Raw genomic sequence first — 18,031 nt, 5'->3', positions numbered from 1 at the left:
GCCATTAATATCATTCAGTAATGATCATGAAACAAATCTATTTAATCGTTTTCCTTTTAGTGTCGGGCATTTTATCGGCACAGGAATTTACTAGGCAAGATACACTAAGAGGAAGCATCACCCCGGAAAGGGAGTGGTGGGATTTGAACTACTATGATCTCAACATCAAGGTAGAACCATCCAAAAAATATATTTCGGGGTACAATATTGTGCGGTACAAAGTTTTAAAGCCTGCCAAAACCCTTCAAATCGACCTTCAAGAACCATTGCAAATCGAATCGGTCTTGCAAGATGGCAAAAACCTGAAATATACCACCGAGGGCAATGCCCACTTCATCAAACTAAAGAAAAAACAGGTGCCGGGAGAGTTCAACGAGATTAAGATCAAATATTCAGGGCGACCACGAGAAGCAGTCCGGGCACCTTGGGATGGTGGTTTTTCTTGGAAACAAGATGAAAATGGCAATCCGTTCGTAGCAACATCCTGCCAAGGTCTGGGTGCAAGCGTTTGGTGGCCCAATAAAGATCATATGTACGATGAGGTGGACAGCATGCGCATTAGTGTTACCGTACCCAAACATCTTGTGGATGTGTCCAATGGTCAATTGGAAGATGTATCGGAAGATGGCGATTTTAAAACATACCATTGGGCGGTTAAAAATCCCATCAACAATTATGGGGTCAACGTAAACATCGGCAACTATACCCATTTTGATGAAACCTACGAAGGAGAAAATGGTACGCTGCAATTGGATTATTATGTATTGCCCGAAAATTTGGAAAAAGCAAAAAAACAGTTTGTTCAAACTCCGATGATGCTCCGAGCCTTTGAACACTGGTTTGGCCCCTACCCTTTTTACGAGGATGGATTTAAGTTGGTGGAAGTCCCCTATCTGGGCATGGAGCACCAAAGCTCGGTGACCTACGGCAACAAATATCAAAATGGGTATTTGGGGCGAGACTTGTCCGGCACTGGTTGGGGCCTGCATTTCGATTTTATAATTATACACGAGGCAGGACATGAGTGGTTTGCCAACAACATTACCTACAAGGATATTGCAGATATGTGGATTCACGAAGGGTTTACAGCGTACTCGGAAAATCTTTACCTCGACTATCATTTTGGCAAAAAGGCTTCTGCAGAATATGTGATCGGAACACGGGCCAATATCCAAAACGATCGCCCCATTATTGGACCATACGATGTGAACAAGGAAGGTTCGGGTGATATGTACTATAAAGGGGCCAATATTTTGCACACCCTGCGCCAATTGGTAGAGGATGATGCAAAATGGCGCCAAATATTACGCGGAATCAATAAAGAATTTTATCATAAGACGGTTACAACGGCCCAAATAGAGAATTATCTGAGTAAAAAAACCGAGAAAGACTTATCCGCTTTTTTTAATCAATACCTGAGAACAACCATGATTCCCGAGTTGGAATATAAAATTGAAAACGGCTCCATTACCTACCGATATGTGGATATCGTGGATGATTTTGATATGCCTGTAAAAGCTTTTGTGAACGGGTCGGAAACATGGCTGTTCCCTTCTAAAGAATGGAAATCCGAGCAACTGGATGGCAACGAAGTGATCATTGACAAAAACTTTTATATAAAGACCAATAAAATTTGATTTGAGCAAGTATCCCGAATTCTATTTTAAAAACGATGTTGAGTGGCGGGAATGGCTGCACGAGAACCATAAAGAATACACCGGTATTCACTTGATATTCTATTCTGTTGACCACAGTAAAGAAAGTATGCGATGGGAAGAAGCCGTTAAAGTGGCCCTCTGTTTTGGTTGGATCGACAGTACCGTAAAAAGTCTGGGGAACGGTAAGCGCAAACAATACTTTAGCCCCAGAAAACCTAATAGCACTTGGAGTACATTGAACAAGGCTTATATTGAGGAGTTAAAGTCCGATGGGTTAATGCACCAAAGTGGATTGGCCACCATCGATATTGCCAAAGCGAACGGCTCATGGACAGCGCTGGACGATGTGGAAAATGGCGTAATTCCAGACATACTGCAAAAGGCTTTTGATAAGAACCAAACTGCTTTTGAGAATTTTAAAAATTTCACCAAAAGTCAAAAAAAAGGATATCTGTATTGGCTAAAACAAGCCAAACGTGATGAAACCCGCCAAAAAAGAGTAAAGGAGATCATATCGCTATCGGAACAAAACATAAAGTATAGAAACTGACGAGATTACCTTCCATATTTTTTTCGGTAGATAAAGGCGGCCACTCCTCCGACAAAAGCAAATGCACTTAGCATCCAAAAAACATTTTGATGCCCCAGTTCCTCTCCGGGGTGGGCATCCAATAGTATCCCATAGGCCGGACCTGCAAATACATCCGGGGTATAACCTACCAAAGAAATGAGCCCTACTGCCGTGCCCGTCAAGGTCAAGGGAATTTTACCAACATGCATTACACCAAAATATAATGCACGAGTGGCATAAACTCCAGCTGCAATTACCACTACGGACATAAAGAACAAAACTGTTGTGGTCGGTGCAATAATGCCACTTGCGAAAATCAATCCCCCGATCAGCGTTAGACCAAAACTTGTAACCAAAAGCCATGTGATCTTTAGCCTATCTGCGATCAAGCCAAAAATAATACCTGTTGTTGGCCTTAAAAATTGTAACAAAGTTCCCACTTTTGCGGCATCGACTTGATTGTACAACATGACTTCCTCGGCATATTGTGAGATAATATCCGTGATTTTATACGCTACATATCCACACAGGATAATGACCATCAACAGCCAAACCGAATGAAGTTTTAAAACTTGTTTCATATGATTCCAAGAAATACGATCCAAAACCGCCTTTTCATCGATCGCATCGGATTTCATAAAAAACCAGACAAGGACACCAACTAAAATTATAATTACCGAAGAGGTATAAATTACATAGGTAAATGCCTCTCTTCTATCCTGAAGACCTGCCGTATCCGGTGATTCTGTCAAAAAAAACGAAAAAATGAGCACCCCCAATAAACTGAAGAAAGCTCCCGTGAGACCCCGTCCCCCGTCCAAGAACCCAAATGCCTTACCTTGAGCGTTACGCCCGCCCCAAATTCTAGCAGCCTTGATCATAGGCGCCCAAAACAAAAAAATTGTAGTGAATCCCCACCAACCATATAGCATCTGCAATAACCAAAAAGATGGGTATTGGGCATATAGGAATCCTCCGGCCGCTGTCATCCATAAAGCAATGGCTATTAACTTTCGAGGTTGATACTTATCGGCCAATGGACCTCCAAAAATATACGAAACCATGGCGACCAAGCCATATACCGAAAAACAAAGGCCCAGTTGCACATTGTCCAACCCCAAAACATCCAATACCGTAGGCCTAAATACCCGCGGCAAAACAAAGGGAAGGATAAAAATGGCTTCCCCCGAAAGTATCAACAATATCAAATAGAACCAACTTGGTTTTGCTTCTTTCAAAAAAATTGATTTTGTTAAAAGTCAGCAAAAAACAGGAGAAACCCAAAAATCATTTCAAGCAACGGGCACCTTTTAAAAGTAGGTGGAACAAAAATTCTGTTAACATCCCTTTAAGAAATCCGGGGAGGGTTTTTGGTATCTTTAGGCGACCAAAAAATAACCTTCCAAGTATAGGAGCGGTTGCAATATGGTCTTAACTAAACTCAAAACATCAGACAACACCAATGAAAAAGTTTATTGCATTTTTTGCATTTCTACTTACCGTAGGTCTTACGGCACAAGAATTTAACATGGACCTAGTTCAGGACATGAAACCAAGAAATATTGGTCCAGCAGGAATGAGCGGACGTGTAACAGCGATTGATGTGGTCCACGACGATCCAGAAGTGATGTACGTAGGAACCGCCTCCGGGGGATTGTGGAAATCCACTTCTGGGGGAATCAAATGGGAACCCATTTTTGATGACCAGGTAACCGCCTCCATAGGTGCAGTTGCCATACAACAATCCAATCCATCCGTAATCTGGGTGGGTACCGGAGAAGGTAACCCACGTAACAGCTTAAATGGCGGATATGGCATTTATAAATCCCTTGATGGTGGAAAATCGTGGAAATCGATGGGATTGGAAAAAACAAGACATATACATCGAGTAATTATAGATCCCACCGATCCCAATGTGGTTTATGTGGGCGCCATTGGCTCACCTTGGGGCGAACATCCGGAACGCGGCGTTTTTAAAACAACGGATGGCGGAAAAACTTGGAACAAGATTTTGTTTGTTAACAACAAGACCGGGGTAGCAGATATGGTAATGGACCCCACCAATCCAAATAAGATTATAGCAGCCATGTGGGAGCACAAAAGAGAACCTTGGTTCTTTAACTCCGGTGGCGAAGGAAGTGGGCTCCATATTACACACGATGGTGGTGAAACTTGGAAAAAAATAACTTCGGAAGATGGATTGCCCAAAGGAAATTTGGGAAGAATAGGGGTAGCTATCGCCAGAAACAAGCCCAATATTGTCTATGCTTTGGTAGAGGCCAAAAAAAATGCATTGTACAAATCTACGGATGGAGGTTTTACATGGGCCAAGATCAACGATAAGAGCGATATCGGTAACCGTCCTTTCTATTATTCAGAAATTTATGTAGACCCTCAAAACGAAAACAGGGTATATTCTGTTTTTACTTATGTTAACGTTTCGGAAGATGGAGGCAAAAATTTTAAACAGTTAATGCCCGCCTATGGAGCAAACAATGGAATACATCCCGATCACCATGCCTGGTGGATCCACCCAGAAAATGGCCAATTTATGTTGGATGGCAACGATGGCGGATTGAATATCACAAAAAATGGAGGCGAATCTTGGCGATTTATTGGTAATTTACCCGTTGCACAATTCTATCATATTAGTACGGACAACGAATACCCCTACAATGTATACGGAGGAATGCAGGACAACGGTTCTTGGAGAGGACCTGCCTATGTTTGGAAATCCCAGGGCATAAGAAACAGCTACTGGCAAGAAATTGCTTTTGGCGATGGATTTGATGTAGTTCCGGACAAGGACAACAGCCAGTTCGGTTATGCCATGAGCCAACAAGGCAATGTAAGGCGTTATGACTGGAAAACGGGCAACAGCTACATTGTCCGCCCTACCCCACCGGATGCCGATACCATGCTCCGATTTAATTGGAACGCAGCCATTGGTCAAGACCCTTTTGATAACGGTACCGTTTACTTTGGAAGTCAGTTTGTTCACAAATCCACGGATAAGGGGTTGACCTGGGAAGTAATTTCGCCCGATCTAACCACTAATGACAAAGAAAAACAAAAACAAAGTGAAAGTGGTGGTCTGACCATGGATGCTACCGGTGCGGAAAATCATTGTACCATTCTTGTGATAGAACCATCTCCAGTGGAACGTAACATGTTATGGGTGGGTACGGACGATGGACGTGTACATTACACACTAAACGGAGGCGAAACTTGGACAGAGGTAACCAAAAATATCAAGGGGCTGCCCACAGGGAGTTGGATTCCGCAGATAAAGGCATCGCACAACAATAAAGGAGAGGCACTATTAGTGGCCAACGATTATAGAAGATTCAACTATACACCTTATGCCTATAGAACCACGGATTATGGTAAGACATGGACGCGCATAGTCGACGAAAATGATGTGGAAAGCTATGCTTTATCCATAATCGAAGACCCAAAAAATCCAAACCTGATGTTTCTTGGCACAGATGACGGGCTTTACATCTCATTGAATGCTGGAAACAGCTGGAAAAAATGGAACAAAGGTTTCCCAACCGTTTCCACCAAAGATTTGGCCATACACCCAAGAGAACAAGATTTGGTCATCGGAACCTTTGGTAGGGCCGCATGGGTCTTGGACGATATTCGGCCTTTAAGGGAAATTGCAGGAAATACCACAATTCTTCAAAAAGAAATAGAACTGTTCGAAAGCCCCGATGCCTATTTGGCCGCTTACCAACAGCCAACAGGGAGCCGTTTTGGAGCCGATGCCCTCTATAATGCAGAAAACCGAAGGTCGGGAGCCATGATCACCTATTATTTGAAAGAGGGAAGTAAAATGGCCAAGCAGAAGGACAAAAAAGACGAGGACACCGATGAGGAAGATAAAAAAGAGGAGGGCAAAGGTCAAAAGACTAAAGACTCCATTTTCTTCGAATTTTATGACGGAGACCGACTTATCCGCACCCTTAAATACAAAACACCGGAAAAAGCTGGTTTCCACAGGGTTTACTGGAATTTGGACGAAAAGGGACCGGACAGACCCTCTAGAACCATCAGAAAAAATACCCGAGAGCGTGGAGGGGTCGATGTAAAGCCCGGCACATACAAAGTAAAAGTTATCTATGGCGATGCCACCGATTCGACCTCGATAACCGTTAAGACCGATCCTAGATTGGACGTTAATATGGCTTCCGTAAACGAAGTTTATGAAACAGGAAAAAAACTTGAAGGTTTTTCCCAAACCGCAGCGGACGCAGTAAAACAGTTGGTAGAAAGCAAAGATTTGGCCAATTCGTTCAAAAAAGAGCTAAAGGAATTGGACAAGGATAAGTTCAAAGAACAGATCAAAGCTTCCGAAGAAATAGTTAAGCAAATAGATTCCATCGTCGCCCTGTATTTAGGAAAGGACGACAAACGCCAAGGTATTGTTCGGAATCCCGAGCCAACCGTAATGTCGAGAATTGGAAATGCCTCCTATTATGTGGGCACAAGAAAAACCGGAATTACTTCGACCGAAAAAAGGTTGATAGAGTTCGCAGAACAAGAACTAAAAACAGCATTGGACAAGACCAATACGTTCTTTAATGACCCATGGAAATCTTATAGATCATCAATTGAATCATTGGACCTTTCCCCTTTTAAAGAAACCAAAAACTTTAACCTTAATTAAAAATTGATCTTTTCAAAATACCGTTGTCAGGCTTAGACAAAATCTGGGTTCGCTATTGAACTCATTTAAAAAGCATTCGACAATGGTATTTTGAATAAAGTAACTAAACAAAGAATAAATGATCAGAAAATTAGCAGCCCTATTTTTTATACTTATATCGGGATATGTAAACGCGCAACAACCTGGCGAGGACGAAACCGGTTCTTGGTTCATGTACTTTGGCACCAATAAAATCTCTGAACGCTTTAGCATCCATTCCGAGGCACAATTCAGGTTTTATGAAACCACCAGTAACTTTAATCAAATGTTGCTTAGAACAGGACTTAATTATCACATTGATCCCAATGCCATTGCAACCGCAGGTTATGCTTTTATAGATACGGACAACTCCTTTTTCGAATTTGAAGGGGAGATCAACTCCAAGGAACATCGAATCTTTGAGCAATTTATTCTTAAAAACAAAGTTTGGGAGTTCTTGTTCGAACACCGGTACAGATTGGAGCAGCGCTTTTTGGATTTTGGCGACTATACCGAAACCCAACATCGGGCGCGATATCGCATTCAGATGACATTGCCACTGACCAATACCTTCTTTCTGAATTTTTATGATGAACTATTTATCAATCTGCAGGACGATCTCTTTGGGCAAAATCGATTATATGGAGCGCTAGGGGTAAATGTTACGGAAAACAGTAGCATCCAAATCGGGTATTTAAGAAACCAGTTCCAAAATGCCGTTTATGATCGCTTACAATTTGCCGTTTTTTATAATCCAGATCTTAGAGGTCTGTTCAAAAAAAAGAAGCCATAAAAATTCGATTGCTAAATGTTTGACAACAGTACTTTTAATGCCTAAATTAAAGGCTAACCTAAAAAACGATTGTTTTAATGAAAAAAGTACAAATAACTGTCTTAACATTAGTATTTATAGCTGCTTTTAGCTGTAAACAAGCAAAAAAAGAGGCCACAGAAACATCAGTGGAGGTAAAAGAGACCATTGATCAGGTAGTTGAAACCCTAGATCCCGAAGTAATCACCTTTACCATGGAACCCAAGAGTGATAGCAATGTAAATGGCGAAGTTGTTTTTACAGAAAACAGTAATAAGGTAATTATGAGGGCCACCTTTACTGGATTAAATGAAGGTGAACATGCCATACACTTGCACGAAAAGGCAGATTGCTCCTCGCCTGACGGCAAATCCACCGGAGGACACTGGAACCCAACTTTTCAACCACATGGAGAATGGGGTTCCGACGAGGGGTACCACAAAGGAGATATCGGTAATTTTACAGCCAACGCCGACGGTACAGCCACAATGGAGTTTTCTACAGATGAATGGTGTATTGGCTGTGATGACGATACTAAAAATATTTTGGGAAAGGCTGTTATAGTGCACCAAGGTGCTGATGACCTTACCTCTCAACCATCAGGTGCCGCAGGTGCCAGAATTGCTTGTACAGGCATCATCCAGTAAGTTCTATAAAATGTCAAAAAACAAAAAGCTGTCCAATGGGCAGCTTTTTTATTGACAGCCCTTTTAATAATCCATAACTTAGTAGAAAATTAAAACTTCCAAAATGAAAAAAATACAGATTGCAGCATTGAGCATTCTTTTTATTACCGCATTTAGCTGTAAGCAAAACAAAAAAGAGGGAAAAACCGAAGAGCAAACTGAAGAAATGGCATCGGCCTACAGTATTGTGCAGGATTCAACCAGTGTAAATTTCACCGCTTACAAAACTACCGACAAAGTTCCTGTTGGAGGAACATTCAAAGAGGTAGAATTAAAGTATTCAGCTGGCGAAACACCAATGGAAACCTTGAACGGACTTGAGTTTTCCATCCCGGTAAGCAGTCTTTTCACCAATGACCCAACGGAAGTTCGAGACCCAAAAATCATCGAATTCTTTTTTGAAAAAATGGCAGAGACCCAAACTATTACCGGAACCTTTATGTTTTCCGAAGATAAAAGTTGCTCGGTTAAACTTAGCATGAACGGAGTTACTACCGATTTGCCTATGGAATACGAAATTATGGACGATAACCAGGTGAATTTTTCCGGAGTAATGGACCTAAAGCAATGGGATGCCCTTAATGCCCTGGCCTCTTTGCACGAAGCATGCGAAATTTTGCACACTGGCCCGGATGGTGTTAGTAAAACTTGGGAGGAGGTTGCCATCAATGCATCGGTATTGTTGGAGCAAAAATAGAAGTCTTCCGAGGCTAAAAAATAATAAAAGAGCTGCATGTTGCAGCTCTTTTTTCTCCCAAAAAGAAAGCAGCCCGGACTGTCCAAACTGCTTTCAAAACTTAGATTACCTAAAAAAACAATCGAATATTAAAGTTTTATACCTACGCCCACTCCAAAAATCCATGGGTTTATATCCACATCGGCCTCTACCGTGGCACCCAAAGCAGTGGTCGCATTTACGGTTGCCGTAGTGTTCAAGAACAGTTTTTTAACATCGAAGTTCAAGAACCATTTATCGTTGAGCATAAAATCGAAACCTCCTTGTAGGGCAAAGCCAACTGCTGTATCGTAATCCACATCATCTGCAACGGGTCCTTCATCAACACCATAGAACAAGGTCAAATTTGGACCAGCACCCAAATACGGAACAAAATTGCCTCCTGTAAAATGGTATTGAGCGGTCAATGTTGGAGGCAACAACCAAACATGCCCCAGATCAATATCTCCCGCGGCAGTCCCAATGGCTTCCACATCGTGCTTGGCCGTGGCCAAAATCAATTCCAAGGACCAATTATCATCAAAAAAGTAACTTATGTCAAATTCTGGTACAACAGCGGTCGAAATATCCACATCTCCGCCTATGGCCTCTATATCCGCGCTCTCATCGGGAGTTACCACAATACCTCTTAATCTAAACTGCCATTTACTGCTATCATCCATAGGGGCGTCCTGTGCAATTGCCAAATTGCCAAATCCCATTAAAGCGATCACAGCTGCTAGTATTCTTTTTTTCATCGTGTGTTAATTTAAATTGATGAAGCAAAACTAGTTTGACACTCCCTGCGGGAATATGATGTTTATCATTGAATAAAAAATCCATATACCCTATCAAAAAAGAAAAATATGTAACAGAACATCGGCTTTTGAGGGCTAAAACCATTTTTTACGTTTAAAAATTATGATGGTGACCAATACAACGATCAGCATAACCCCCAACAAAATAAAGTACCCATTGGCAAGCCGAAGTTCTGGCATGTTATCAAAATTCATCCCATAAATCCCCGCCAAAAAAGTGAGTGGAATAAAAACCACAGAGAAAATGGTCAAGGTTTTCATTACTTCGTTCAAACGGTGGCCCTGCATACTAAAAAAAAGATTTATCTGGCTCTCCAGTTCCATTATATCCGAATCGATGTCCATGATCAGCCCACTGATCTGCTCTCGAAGTTCACTAAAATATTTGGTCTGAAATCCTTTTACCTCTACCCTCTCCAGTTTAATAATTATGTCCCTAAGGCCGTGAGACGCTTTTTTAAAATCTTGAATAATAGCTTTTTTTTGCTCTACCTCAAACATAAATTCCGGTGTTGGTTCCTGTTTTACGATGGCTTCCAACGCATTTTCCATCAGTACGGTCTCTTCATACTTTTCCTTATAGTTCGCTATCAAGGTTTCCAGTATAAAAAACAAAAGATAATCTGCTCGTTTTTTACGGATAATGCCCTTGTTTTCGAATATACGTTGCCTGATCCAATCAAAATGATCTCCCCATTTTTCCTGTATGCACCACACAAAATCCTTGGATACCACAAAGTACATTTGTTCGGATTCCATACTATCGTGTTCGGTTTTTAGGATTCTGGCCGCAATGAACAATTGGTCTTCCAGCTCAATGACCTTGTTCCCCATTTTCTGGTTCAACAGAAGGCGCAACAAAAAATCATCGAGATTGTTCCCGTTTACCATCTGGCGGAATTCATCCATATACTGCAAACCGTAAGTATTTATCCAAGTTATAGACTTATCTCCCTTGGATAGCACTGAATCATCGGTGATCGTAAATTTTCTGTTGTAGTAATTGTCCGGTGAGTAATTTATTACCCATGAATTTTCTTCAAAATCTGTTTTCATGGCATATAAAGTGAAAAGGTTTATTCGTAGTTTAGATCCTTAAGTTAATTCAAATTTGCAAAGTACCACCATGATTGATACAATGACTTTTAAAACCGAGTTTCTATACACCATAATTCTGCTCGTTATTGTGTTCTCGCTCCATTATTTGAACAAAAATGCCATTAGGCGGTTTGGACGTTCGAGTTCGATAGACATGAACAGTAGGAAAGTAATTTTTTACCTTAACAATATTCTCTTTTTTATATTAGCCTTTCTCGGACTATCGTTTATCTGGGGGGTCAATCTGGAAGACATCTCATTGTTTCTGTCGTCCGTGTTGGCAATTTTAGGTGTGGGATTTGTGGCCCAATGGTCCATACTCTCCAATTTAACGGCCAGCGTGATCCTGTTTTTTAGCCATCCTCTGCGTTTAGGCGATAGAATCCGTGTAATGGACAAGGACTTTGATTGGACCGGAAAGGTAGAGGACATTAGTGGGTTTTATCTTTTTATGCGGACCGATGATGGTAAACGAATAACCATACCCACTAATTTGGTGATACAAAAAGGGATAGAAATTCTTAAAGATGAGATTGTTCCCCCTCGGAATGAAGATGGAACAATAACTGAAAACGACTCCACCAATTCCTTGTAACCATAACAATACACCGCTTTACTTTTCTCATTAAGGCGTATATTCTGCGAACGCACCGCGATCGGATTAACAAATATTTGTTTTACTTTGTCGAATAATACGAAAAGATGAACCCTTCTGCATCCGGATGGATCAATAAGTTCGGCCACCTTGTTAATCAAGAGTCTTCTCTCTTTGAAGACTTTGACAGTATGTACCAAGAACTAAAGACAAATGGGTTCGTTTATGGCGTTCACTTGGACATACCCTCCTTTATTGAAGTGGAACACACGTTAACAGAAGACGAAATTGCCAAGATCAATCTCCTTTCGGCGCTATATTTTACCTATACTTTTGAGGTGGGAAAGAACGATTTTGAAGCCTTCGTGGAAAAAGTATTCGAGTATTATCAATCCCTTAATGTTAGCCGCGTATCTTACCTCAACAAAATATTTAGTGGTTCCAAAACAGAATCCCAACTGGAAAAATTGATCGATTCCAGAATTTATTTGAGCGATAATACCTTTAGCCGGGCATTTGGCAATAGCCTGACCAATTCTTTGCTCTATGTGGATATACTAATTTTTATGGTATACCTACGCGGGAACAATAATGTTATGGAGCATGCCCAACTTTTGGAGTACGTTACCATCAACATTGTGTACCATGCACTAAACGCCAAAGAGACCCACGAGTCCGATGCAAAACTGATACAATTATTAGGTTCTTCCTTAACCTATGTTGATCTGGACGAGGCAAAATATGATGGTGATTACACCGATTTACTGTCCCGAAATTTTACTGAGAACGAGAGAGATTATTTCTTGGATATGGCTTGCTTGACCATCTGGGAAGACAAGACTTTGGACTATACTGAAACCGACTATATTTTTGGGTTGGGGAAGGACTTGAAAAAGACTAAAAAAGAGATAGAATCCGAGCTGAAATTTGTGAAGAATTTCTTTGAGGAAAACAAGGAAAAAATAGCCTACTTGAACAACAAAAATTTAGCTGTTCAATTCTATGATGGGATGTCCAAAAATGTCACCAAACTAATCCTGAGAAATAGCAAAAGATTAAAAAAAGAACTTACCGAAAGTCGGGAATTGGTCTCCCTTTTATCCAAGTCGACCATTAAAGATCTAAGCCCGGAAGAAAAGAAAAAAGTGCAGAACCAATTGTTGGATATTTTTAAGAGCATACCCTCATTGGCCATTTTTATGTTGCCCGGTGGGGCGGTACTTTTACCAATTTTCATTAAATTGATTCCCAAACTGCTGCCTTCGGCCTTCGACGATAATCGGATTGAGGAAAAATAGACCGTATGGGTCAAAAAAGGCACTATAAGAAAAATTTATAATTTATTTTTATTCATATTAAAAATATGAAATCCAGATTATTAAGACCTCTTACTCTAACCATAGCTTGAAGTCTCTTACTCTTTCCCTACTTACAATGATCTCGTGCTCATTAAAATGGTTGAGCTTAATTTGAAGCCTTGAATTGGTGTATGAAATAATGTCTGCTATGTGGTTGATGTTCACGTAGAACTTTCGGCTCACCCTAAAAAAAGTATGTGGTTCCAACTCCTCCTCCAATTGCTCCAGGGTAGTATCCAGCAAATAATTTCTACCGTCCGAAGTCGCCGCATAGGTACCTTTGTTCTCACTATAAAAACATTCTACTTCGTCCGCATTTATAATTTTTAAGTGCTGCCCCACCTTGGCCGTAAAACGTTTTTTGTACTCACGTTCCAAAGGGTTTATCAAGAGCTTTTTTATGTCGTTAAAATCGACCGGGATTTTTCGGTTTTCCGGCTTAAAATCCCTGTACTTTTTAACCGCACTTTCCAACTCTTCCTCATCAATAGGTTTTAGTAAATAATCAATGCTGTTCAGCTTAAAAGCCTGTAGTGCATATTCATCATAAGCAGTGGTGAAAATTATGGCACTTTTTACCTCGACCACATCAAAAATTTCAAAGGAAAGTCCATCTGATAATTGGATATCCAAAAAGATCAGATCGGGATGCGGATTATCTTGAAACCAAACAATGGAATCTTCCACCGAATGCAACATGGTGGAAACATCAATTTCCAATTCTGAAAGCAATCTGGATAATCGTCTTGCCGCTGGTTTTTCGTCTTCAATTATTAGGACATTCATGTAATTTTGGTTGTATTTGGTTATGCTGGTCTTCTCTTATTTAAGAATTTTGATCTATCAATAATCATTGGTTTCATCCTCTTCCATATATTTTTGGATCTGGCGTTCTTCCCATTTTTTAAAGAAAGTGATTTTATGCCTAAAAATAATCAAAGTATGTACAAGCAATATCACTCCCCAAATCAAAATATTGGCATTTACCCATTCGTAATAATACGATTCTTTTGGAAATGCCACTGGTAAAAGTGAATTGAGCACCCCTGTTCTTAAAAGTACCAGAATACCGTTTACGATCACAAAGATCATAATATGCCTGTAATATCCTTTGAGTTCTTTAACCCGTTTTTTGGCCGCCTCCAAAGAAATGTTTTTGTTATCCATCACGCTTACTTATATTTTTTCATTTCCTCTTTGTCCTCGTCCATGTACTTTTGTATTTGGCGCTGTTCCCAATCCCTGCCCAAAAATGGGTTTACACCAAATGTCTTGGATGCGTGGAACATTAACCCTATGCCCCAGGCCACTAAAGTGATGAAATGTTCCCACTGCCAAAAATTGTCTGTTCTCACGTAAATATTGATCAAAATAAAAGTATTGATCACTATATATATTGCAGAATGGATATAGAAGCCTTTGATCTCCTCTACCCGTTTTTTTGCTCTATTATATTTTTCTTTATTAAAGTTTTCCACGATTATTTCCATTTATTGTTCTTTTCATCCTCCCGCATAAATTCCTCTATCTTACGCTTTTCCCATTGTTTGCCAAAAAATGGGTTTAGATCAAAGGTCTTCAAGGCATGGAAAAGCAATCCGATTCCCCATCCAAATGCTGCCCATAGAAACCACATATACCCAAATCCGTTGGAAAAGTAATTGATCAAGGCCAATCCGGAAATTACCAGCACATAGGAAGTAAGGTTACCGTAGAACTTTTTAAGCTCGTCCACTCGTTCCCTTGCCCTAATGTATTTGTTTTCGTTATCCATATTTTCCATAGTTTTATAGTTTGATGTGTTATAGTTAAAATTACGCATTCTTAAAATTCTTTGTTGTTCATAAACTCCTGAATCTTACGCTCTTCCCATTCCTTTCCCAAGATAGGGTTTCGTCCGTAAGCCGTAAGTCCTTGGAACAACAGTCCCAAGCCCCATCCTGCTGCGGGGAACAATGCCCACGGAATATCGGTGGTCCTATAGTTAATGTACACCAATAAAGGTATAATTACACAATAAGAGATTAGGCTATAAAAGAATCCTTTGAGGTTCTCCACTCTTTCCTTTGCCCTGGAGTATCGGTCTTCTGTAAAATTTTTCATGACTGTTGTTTTTTGATTACAGTTCAAACTTCGCAATAACCCATATCAAAAAGAAAAGTGAATTCCCGAATTGTAATTTTATTGGGATGAATTGTGGTTCTGGCGCACAACTACCGTTTGGAACGAAGCTACGATGCATTAGAGCAACGGTATTGCATTGATTCTAAATTGATCAAAAATCATCTTTCTCCATAAGCTCCTTGATCTTGCGCTCTTCCCAACGTTTGCCCCATAAGGGGTTATAGCCATAGGCTTCCATACCATGCACCAGTACACCAAAGCCCCAACCAATACTAGGGAAAATGGCCCACAGAAAGTCCGTTGTACGGAAATTGAGCCACCATAAAAAAGGAATTACGATACAATAGGCCAATACATTGCCATAAAAGTCCTTTATGGCCCTTACCCGTTCTTTTGCCTTTGTATAGCGTTTTTCTTCAATATAATGCTCCTGTGTTTCCATTATGGTGTATTTCTGAGTAAGCATTGGCAGGAACACACTAAACTCGTTCTCGGTCTTTTTAATGACCATCTCGCGATCGGTTAGTATGCGATAGCGCTGTTTTATATTTTGAAGTCCTACCCCACTACTCTTCTTTACTACCTGCTTTTCTTGAAGATTGTTGCTTACCACCAACATACCCTGCTGTTCAAAAACCTTGATATGCAAGGGTCGGGAAGACGTCACCACATTATGTTTTACGGCATTTTCCAATAAAAGTTGTAACGAAAGGGGAACTATTTTGGCTTCGGGTCGGGAACAGCTATCTGGAATGTCGAATACAATACTGTCCTCAAACCGCATTTTTAGCAAGCGTACATAGGTCCGGGCGAACTTTAATTCCTCGTCCACAGTAACCAAATCTTTATTCTTCTGTTCCAATACGTAACGGTACACTTTGGACAACGAAGTGGTAAAGTTCTGCGCCTGGTGCGGGTCTTCTTCGATTAAACTTGTGAGTACATTCAAACTATTGAACAAAAAGTGAGGATCCAATTGGTTTTTAAGGGCGTCGAAACGGGCAGAAGCCGAACCTGCTATAATTTTTTGCTCCTTTACCTGTCTTTCCTTGTAGTATTTGTAGTAATATGCCGCATAGAATAAAAGCGCAACGATCATGGAAATCACAAAGGAACTAATGTAAAAGGAGGATTGTTCCTCCTCCAAAAACTGTCCAATGGTTTTTTGATAAAACCCGACCATTAAAACAAGACGGGCGAGAACAATACCAATGATGGAGGCAACAATGTTGCCCAATATTCCATAACCAATATATTTCTTGGTAAAAAGTTCCTTATTGTATTTGCGCATTAAAATTATAAAGGAGGCCGCATTAAGCATGTAAATGATCACGGAGAAAATCATGCTCTCCCAAAACTCCACCCAGATTTCTTGATAAGTGAGCTGCCATCCTTTGACATAGAAAAAAATGAGGAGAACTATAAAAATAGCTATCCCCACTAATATTGCTTTAAAAAATTCCTTGATAAAAAGTTTCATGGTATTTTATTTGCCACAATTTGCCAAAACTTCTTCTGCTCTCTCTTTCCCCCAGGTTGGATAAAATGGCGTTTCGGATTTAAAGGTAGCAAAAAGTTCCAAGGCCCTTTCCACATCTTTGCAATAAGGCGTAATGTCCTTTCCAAAATAGCGCGCGGAACCCATATCCCATTCTGCTTTGGAAAGTATGACCCTAGGATTTTGAGGATCGATTTCCATAGCTTGCTGGTACAGCTGCACATTTTTAGGGGAGAGCGTCATTCCATAGGTTGCTCCATCAAAAGCGATCCAAGCAGTATTGATTAGTGCTTCTTGAATCAAAAGTTCGGGATTATTGGGCGATATGGCCTTGGCCACATCCAAAAACTCTTTTGCTTTTTCCAATTGTTTGCTGAGTTTGTCCTCGTCCTTTTCTCCGAAAGAAATTACCGTGTTTATCTGCGAAACGTAATAATAAGGCAACCACTTATCCGGTTCGGCAGTGGCAATACGTTCGAACATGTTGGATGCATCGACCACTTTTTGATTTTGCCACAACTCAAAGGCTTTTTCCATTCCTTTGGAATAGCGATCTTGAGCATTCACCATTACTGTTCCCAGTAATACGATTGATAAAATTAGTTTTTTCATGACTGTCGTTTTTTAAAGATTGTACGGTAGTTTCAAATAAATTATTGATGGGACAAAATTGGGCCAGAAAGAAGGTTTGTAAAAAAATGGATTACCGAACTGTAAACATTCGGGGATGAATTGTTATCCAAGCAGACTTTAATTTATAATTTAGCACCTAGTTCCAACAAACAAAGCGTTCCATGTACATTCCTTCCCATTATCAAAATCAAAACATTGATGAGATCAAAGATTTTTTAATGGCAAACAGTTTTGGCATTTTAATCAATATTGTAAACCATAAGCCATGGGGCACCCACATTCCCTTGGAATTGGAAACCGATGTGGACGGGAGCGATATTTTGGTCGGCCATATTGCCAAGGCCAATCCACAATGGAAAAATTTTACTGCCAATACGGAAGTACTGTGCATTTTTAATGGGCCACATGCCTACGTTTCCTCATCATGGTACAAGGAAGAGGAAGTCCCAACCTGGAATTATATTGCGGTACATGTGTATGGCAATTTGCAGATCTTGACCGAAGAAGCAACCATGAAATCCATGCACAGACTGGTGGACAAGTACGAGAAGAATTCCAAAAACCCCGTATCCTTAAAAGAAATGTCGCCCAAAACATTGCGACAAGTCAAAGGTGTGGTGGGATTTAAAATTAGAATATCCGATTTTCAAGCCACCTACAAACTGTCCCAAACGCGAATGGAAGACCATCACAAGATAGTTTCGGAGTTAGAAGAACGTTCCGACCCGGGCAGCAAAGGGATTGCCGACCATATGAAAGGTGGATAATGGCGACAA

General features: G+C 40.5%; 19 protein-coding genes. 9 read left to right on the top strand and 10 right to left on the bottom strand.

The features are described 5' to 3' along the window. Nucleotides 1-26: 26 nt before the first annotated feature. Both ACXAFK_RS07490 and ACXAFK_RS07485 read left to right on the top strand, forming a co-directional pair. Nucleotides 27-1,637: a M1 family metallopeptidase gene (locus tag ACXAFK_RS07490; RefSeq protein WP_474957319.1), complete on the top strand. Its 1,611-nt coding sequence runs from the start codon at nucleotides 27-29 to the stop codon at nucleotides 1,635-1,637. A 1-nt stretch (nucleotide 1,638) separates the two neighbouring features. Further along, entirely contained in the window at nucleotides 1,639-2,208 is a 570-nt protein-coding gene (locus tag ACXAFK_RS07485; RefSeq protein ID WP_474957318.1) for a YdeI/OmpD-associated family protein, read from the top strand. Nucleotides 2,209-2,213: 5 nt separating this feature from the next. Here ACXAFK_RS07485 and ACXAFK_RS07480 read toward each other — a convergent pair whose 3' ends face one another. Further along, nucleotides 2,214-3,467 carry an MFS transporter gene (locus ACXAFK_RS07480; RefSeq protein WP_474957317.1) on the bottom strand — a complete coding sequence of 418 codons (1,254 nt, stop codon included), beginning with the start codon at nucleotides 3,465-3,467 and terminating at the stop codon, nucleotides 2,214-2,216. 224 nt (nucleotides 3,468-3,691) lie between these two features. Here ACXAFK_RS07480 and ACXAFK_RS07475 point away from each other — a divergent pair, with 224 nt between their 5' ends. The 4 genes from ACXAFK_RS07475 (at nucleotide 3,692) to ACXAFK_RS07460 (ending at nucleotide 9,113) form a co-directional block, all read left to right on the top strand. After that, nucleotides 3,692-6,901: a VPS10 domain-containing protein gene (locus tag ACXAFK_RS07475; RefSeq protein WP_474957316.1), complete on the top strand. Its 3,210-nt coding sequence runs from the start codon at nucleotides 3,692-3,694 to the stop codon at nucleotides 6,899-6,901. A gap of 118 nt (nucleotides 6,902-7,019) precedes the next feature. Then, the gene (locus ACXAFK_RS07470) at nucleotides 7,020-7,712 is read left to right on the top strand and encodes a DUF2490 domain-containing protein (protein ID WP_224836600.1); all 693 of its coding nucleotides are present in this window, start codon (nucleotides 7,020-7,022) and stop codon (nucleotides 7,710-7,712) included. A gap of 77 nt (nucleotides 7,713-7,789) precedes the next feature. Then, the gene (locus ACXAFK_RS07465) at nucleotides 7,790-8,377 is read left to right on the top strand and encodes a superoxide dismutase family protein (RefSeq protein WP_474957315.1); all 588 of its coding nucleotides are present in this window, start codon (nucleotides 7,790-7,792) and stop codon (nucleotides 8,375-8,377) included. A 103-nt stretch (nucleotides 8,378-8,480) separates the two neighbouring features. Further along, nucleotides 8,481-9,113: a hypothetical protein gene (locus tag ACXAFK_RS07460; protein WP_474957314.1), complete on the top strand. Its 633-nt coding sequence runs from the start codon at nucleotides 8,481-8,483 to the stop codon at nucleotides 9,111-9,113. A gap of 128 nt (nucleotides 9,114-9,241) precedes the next feature. Here ACXAFK_RS07460 and ACXAFK_RS07455 read toward each other — a convergent pair whose 3' ends face one another. Continuing rightward, nucleotides 9,242-9,889 carry an OmpW/AlkL family protein gene (locus ACXAFK_RS07455; protein WP_474957313.1) on the bottom strand — a complete coding sequence of 216 codons (648 nt, stop codon included), beginning with the start codon at nucleotides 9,887-9,889 and terminating at the stop codon, nucleotides 9,242-9,244. A 135-nt stretch (nucleotides 9,890-10,024) separates the two neighbouring features. Further along, nucleotides 10,025-11,005 (bottom strand): CorA family divalent cation transporter, encoded by a 981-nt coding sequence (locus ACXAFK_RS07450; protein ID WP_224836594.1) that lies wholly within the window; start codon nucleotides 11,003-11,005, stop codon nucleotides 10,025-10,027. A gap of 70 nt (nucleotides 11,006-11,075) precedes the next feature. Between ACXAFK_RS07450 and ACXAFK_RS07445 the strand changes: the two genes are divergently transcribed. Together ACXAFK_RS07445 and ACXAFK_RS07440 are read left to right on the top strand one after the other, a co-directional pair. After that, nucleotides 11,076-11,642, top strand: coding sequence for a mechanosensitive ion channel family protein (locus tag ACXAFK_RS07445; protein ID WP_474957312.1), 567 nt, complete (start codon nucleotides 11,076-11,078; stop codon nucleotides 11,640-11,642). A 107-nt stretch (nucleotides 11,643-11,749) separates the two neighbouring features. Then, nucleotides 11,750-12,940: an LETM1-related biofilm-associated protein gene (locus tag ACXAFK_RS07440; protein ID WP_252080013.1), complete on the top strand. Its 1,191-nt coding sequence runs from the start codon at nucleotides 11,750-11,752 to the stop codon at nucleotides 12,938-12,940. 90 nt (nucleotides 12,941-13,030) lie between these two features. Here the strand turns inward: ACXAFK_RS07440 and ACXAFK_RS07435 are convergent, their stop codons facing one another. From ACXAFK_RS07435 to ACXAFK_RS07405, 7 genes are all read right to left on the bottom strand, one after another. Next, nucleotides 13,031-13,786 (bottom strand): LytR/AlgR family response regulator transcription factor, encoded by a 756-nt coding sequence (locus ACXAFK_RS07435; RefSeq protein ID WP_224836588.1) that lies wholly within the window; start codon nucleotides 13,784-13,786, stop codon nucleotides 13,031-13,033. A 57-nt stretch (nucleotides 13,787-13,843) separates the two neighbouring features. Beyond that, nucleotides 13,844-14,167 carry a 2TM domain-containing protein gene (locus ACXAFK_RS07430; protein WP_293299175.1) on the bottom strand — a complete coding sequence of 108 codons (324 nt, stop codon included), beginning with the start codon at nucleotides 14,165-14,167 and terminating at the stop codon, nucleotides 13,844-13,846. A 5-nt stretch (nucleotides 14,168-14,172) separates the two neighbouring features. Continuing rightward, nucleotides 14,173-14,490 carry a 2TM domain-containing protein gene (locus ACXAFK_RS07425; RefSeq protein WP_224836586.1) on the bottom strand — a complete coding sequence of 106 codons (318 nt, stop codon included), beginning with the start codon at nucleotides 14,488-14,490 and terminating at the stop codon, nucleotides 14,173-14,175. After that, complete coding sequence (locus ACXAFK_RS07420; RefSeq protein WP_224836585.1) at nucleotides 14,481-14,783, bottom strand: 2TM domain-containing protein; 303 nt, start codon at nucleotides 14,781-14,783, stop codon at nucleotides 14,481-14,483. Before ACXAFK_RS07420 ends, ACXAFK_RS07425 begins: the two co-directional genes overlap by 10 nt. Before the next feature lie 41 nt (nucleotides 14,784-14,824). Further along, nucleotides 14,825-15,103 carry a 2TM domain-containing protein gene (locus tag ACXAFK_RS07415; RefSeq protein ID WP_224836584.1) on the bottom strand — a complete coding sequence of 93 codons (279 nt, stop codon included), beginning with the start codon at nucleotides 15,101-15,103 and terminating at the stop codon, nucleotides 14,825-14,827. A 172-nt stretch (nucleotides 15,104-15,275) separates the two neighbouring features. Then, the gene (locus ACXAFK_RS07410; protein ID WP_224836583.1) at nucleotides 15,276-16,604 is read right to left on the bottom strand and encodes a 2TM domain-containing protein; all 1,329 of its coding nucleotides are present in this window, start codon (nucleotides 16,602-16,604) and stop codon (nucleotides 15,276-15,278) included. A 6-nt stretch (nucleotides 16,605-16,610) separates the two neighbouring features. Then, the gene (locus ACXAFK_RS07405; protein ID WP_224836582.1) at nucleotides 16,611-17,234 is read right to left on the bottom strand and encodes a tetratricopeptide repeat protein; all 624 of its coding nucleotides are present in this window, start codon (nucleotides 17,232-17,234) and stop codon (nucleotides 16,611-16,613) included. Between the two features lie 182 nt (nucleotides 17,235-17,416). On the opposite strand from ACXAFK_RS07405, the gene ACXAFK_RS07400 reads away from it, so the two are divergent. Next, nucleotides 17,417-18,022 (top strand): FMN-binding negative transcriptional regulator, encoded by a 606-nt coding sequence (locus ACXAFK_RS07400; protein ID WP_474957311.1) that lies wholly within the window; start codon nucleotides 17,417-17,419, stop codon nucleotides 18,020-18,022. The last annotated feature ends 9 nt before the right edge of the window (nucleotides 18,023-18,031 follow it).

Source organism: Flagellimonas sp. ABD4_174, assembly GCF_056160185.1.
This window is presented reverse-complemented; position numbering and strand designations above follow the sequence as displayed.

Bases quoted from the DNA above. Each gene is read 5' to 3' on its own strand.
- ACXAFK_RS07490 (WP_474957319.1), top strand. From the start codon at position 27: ATGAAACAAATCTATTTAATCGTTTTCCTTTTAGTGTCGGGCATTTTA.
- ACXAFK_RS07475 (WP_474957316.1), top strand. From the start codon at position 3,692: ATGAAAAAGTTTATTGCATTTTTTGCATTTCTACTTACCGTAGGTCTT.
- ACXAFK_RS07470 (WP_224836600.1), top strand. From the start codon at position 7,020: ATGATCAGAAAATTAGCAGCCCTATTTTTTATACTTATATCGGGATAT.
- ACXAFK_RS07465 (WP_474957315.1), top strand. From the start codon at position 7,790: ATGAAAAAAGTACAAATAACTGTCTTAACATTAGTATTTATAGCTGCT.
- ACXAFK_RS07460 (WP_474957314.1), top strand. From the start codon at position 8,481: ATGAAAAAAATACAGATTGCAGCATTGAGCATTCTTTTTATTACCGCA.
- ACXAFK_RS07455 (WP_474957313.1), bottom strand. From the start codon at position 9,889: ATGAAAAAAAGAATACTAGCAGCTGTGATCGCTTTAATGGGATTTGGC.
- ACXAFK_RS07450 (WP_224836594.1), bottom strand. From the start codon at position 11,005: ATGAAAACAGATTTTGAAGAAAATTCATGGGTAATAAATTACTCACCG.
- ACXAFK_RS07445 (WP_474957312.1), top strand. From the start codon at position 11,076: ATGATTGATACAATGACTTTTAAAACCGAGTTTCTATACACCATAATT.
- ACXAFK_RS07440 (WP_252080013.1), top strand. From the start codon at position 11,750: ATGAACCCTTCTGCATCCGGATGGATCAATAAGTTCGGCCACCTTGTT.
- ACXAFK_RS07435 (WP_224836588.1), bottom strand. From the start codon at position 13,786: ATGAATGTCCTAATAATTGAAGACGAAAAACCAGCGGCAAGACGATTA.
- ACXAFK_RS07430 (WP_293299175.1), bottom strand. From the start codon at position 14,167: ATGGATAACAAAAACATTTCTTTGGAGGCGGCCAAAAAACGGGTTAAA.
- ACXAFK_RS07425 (WP_224836586.1), bottom strand. From the start codon at position 14,490: ATGGAAATAATCGTGGAAAACTTTAATAAAGAAAAATATAATAGAGCA.
- ACXAFK_RS07420 (WP_224836585.1), bottom strand. From the start codon at position 14,783: ATGGAAAATATGGATAACGAAAACAAATACATTAGGGCAAGGGAACGA.
- ACXAFK_RS07415 (WP_224836584.1), bottom strand. From the start codon at position 15,103: ATGAAAAATTTTACAGAAGACCGATACTCCAGGGCAAAGGAAAGAGTG.
- ACXAFK_RS07410 (WP_224836583.1), bottom strand. From the start codon at position 16,604: ATGAAACTTTTTATCAAGGAATTTTTTAAAGCAATATTAGTGGGGATA.
- ACXAFK_RS07405 (WP_224836582.1), bottom strand. From the start codon at position 17,234: ATGAAAAAACTAATTTTATCAATCGTATTACTGGGAACAGTAATGGTG.
- ACXAFK_RS07400 (WP_474957311.1), top strand. From the start codon at position 17,417: ATGTACATTCCTTCCCATTATCAAAATCAAAACATTGATGAGATCAAA.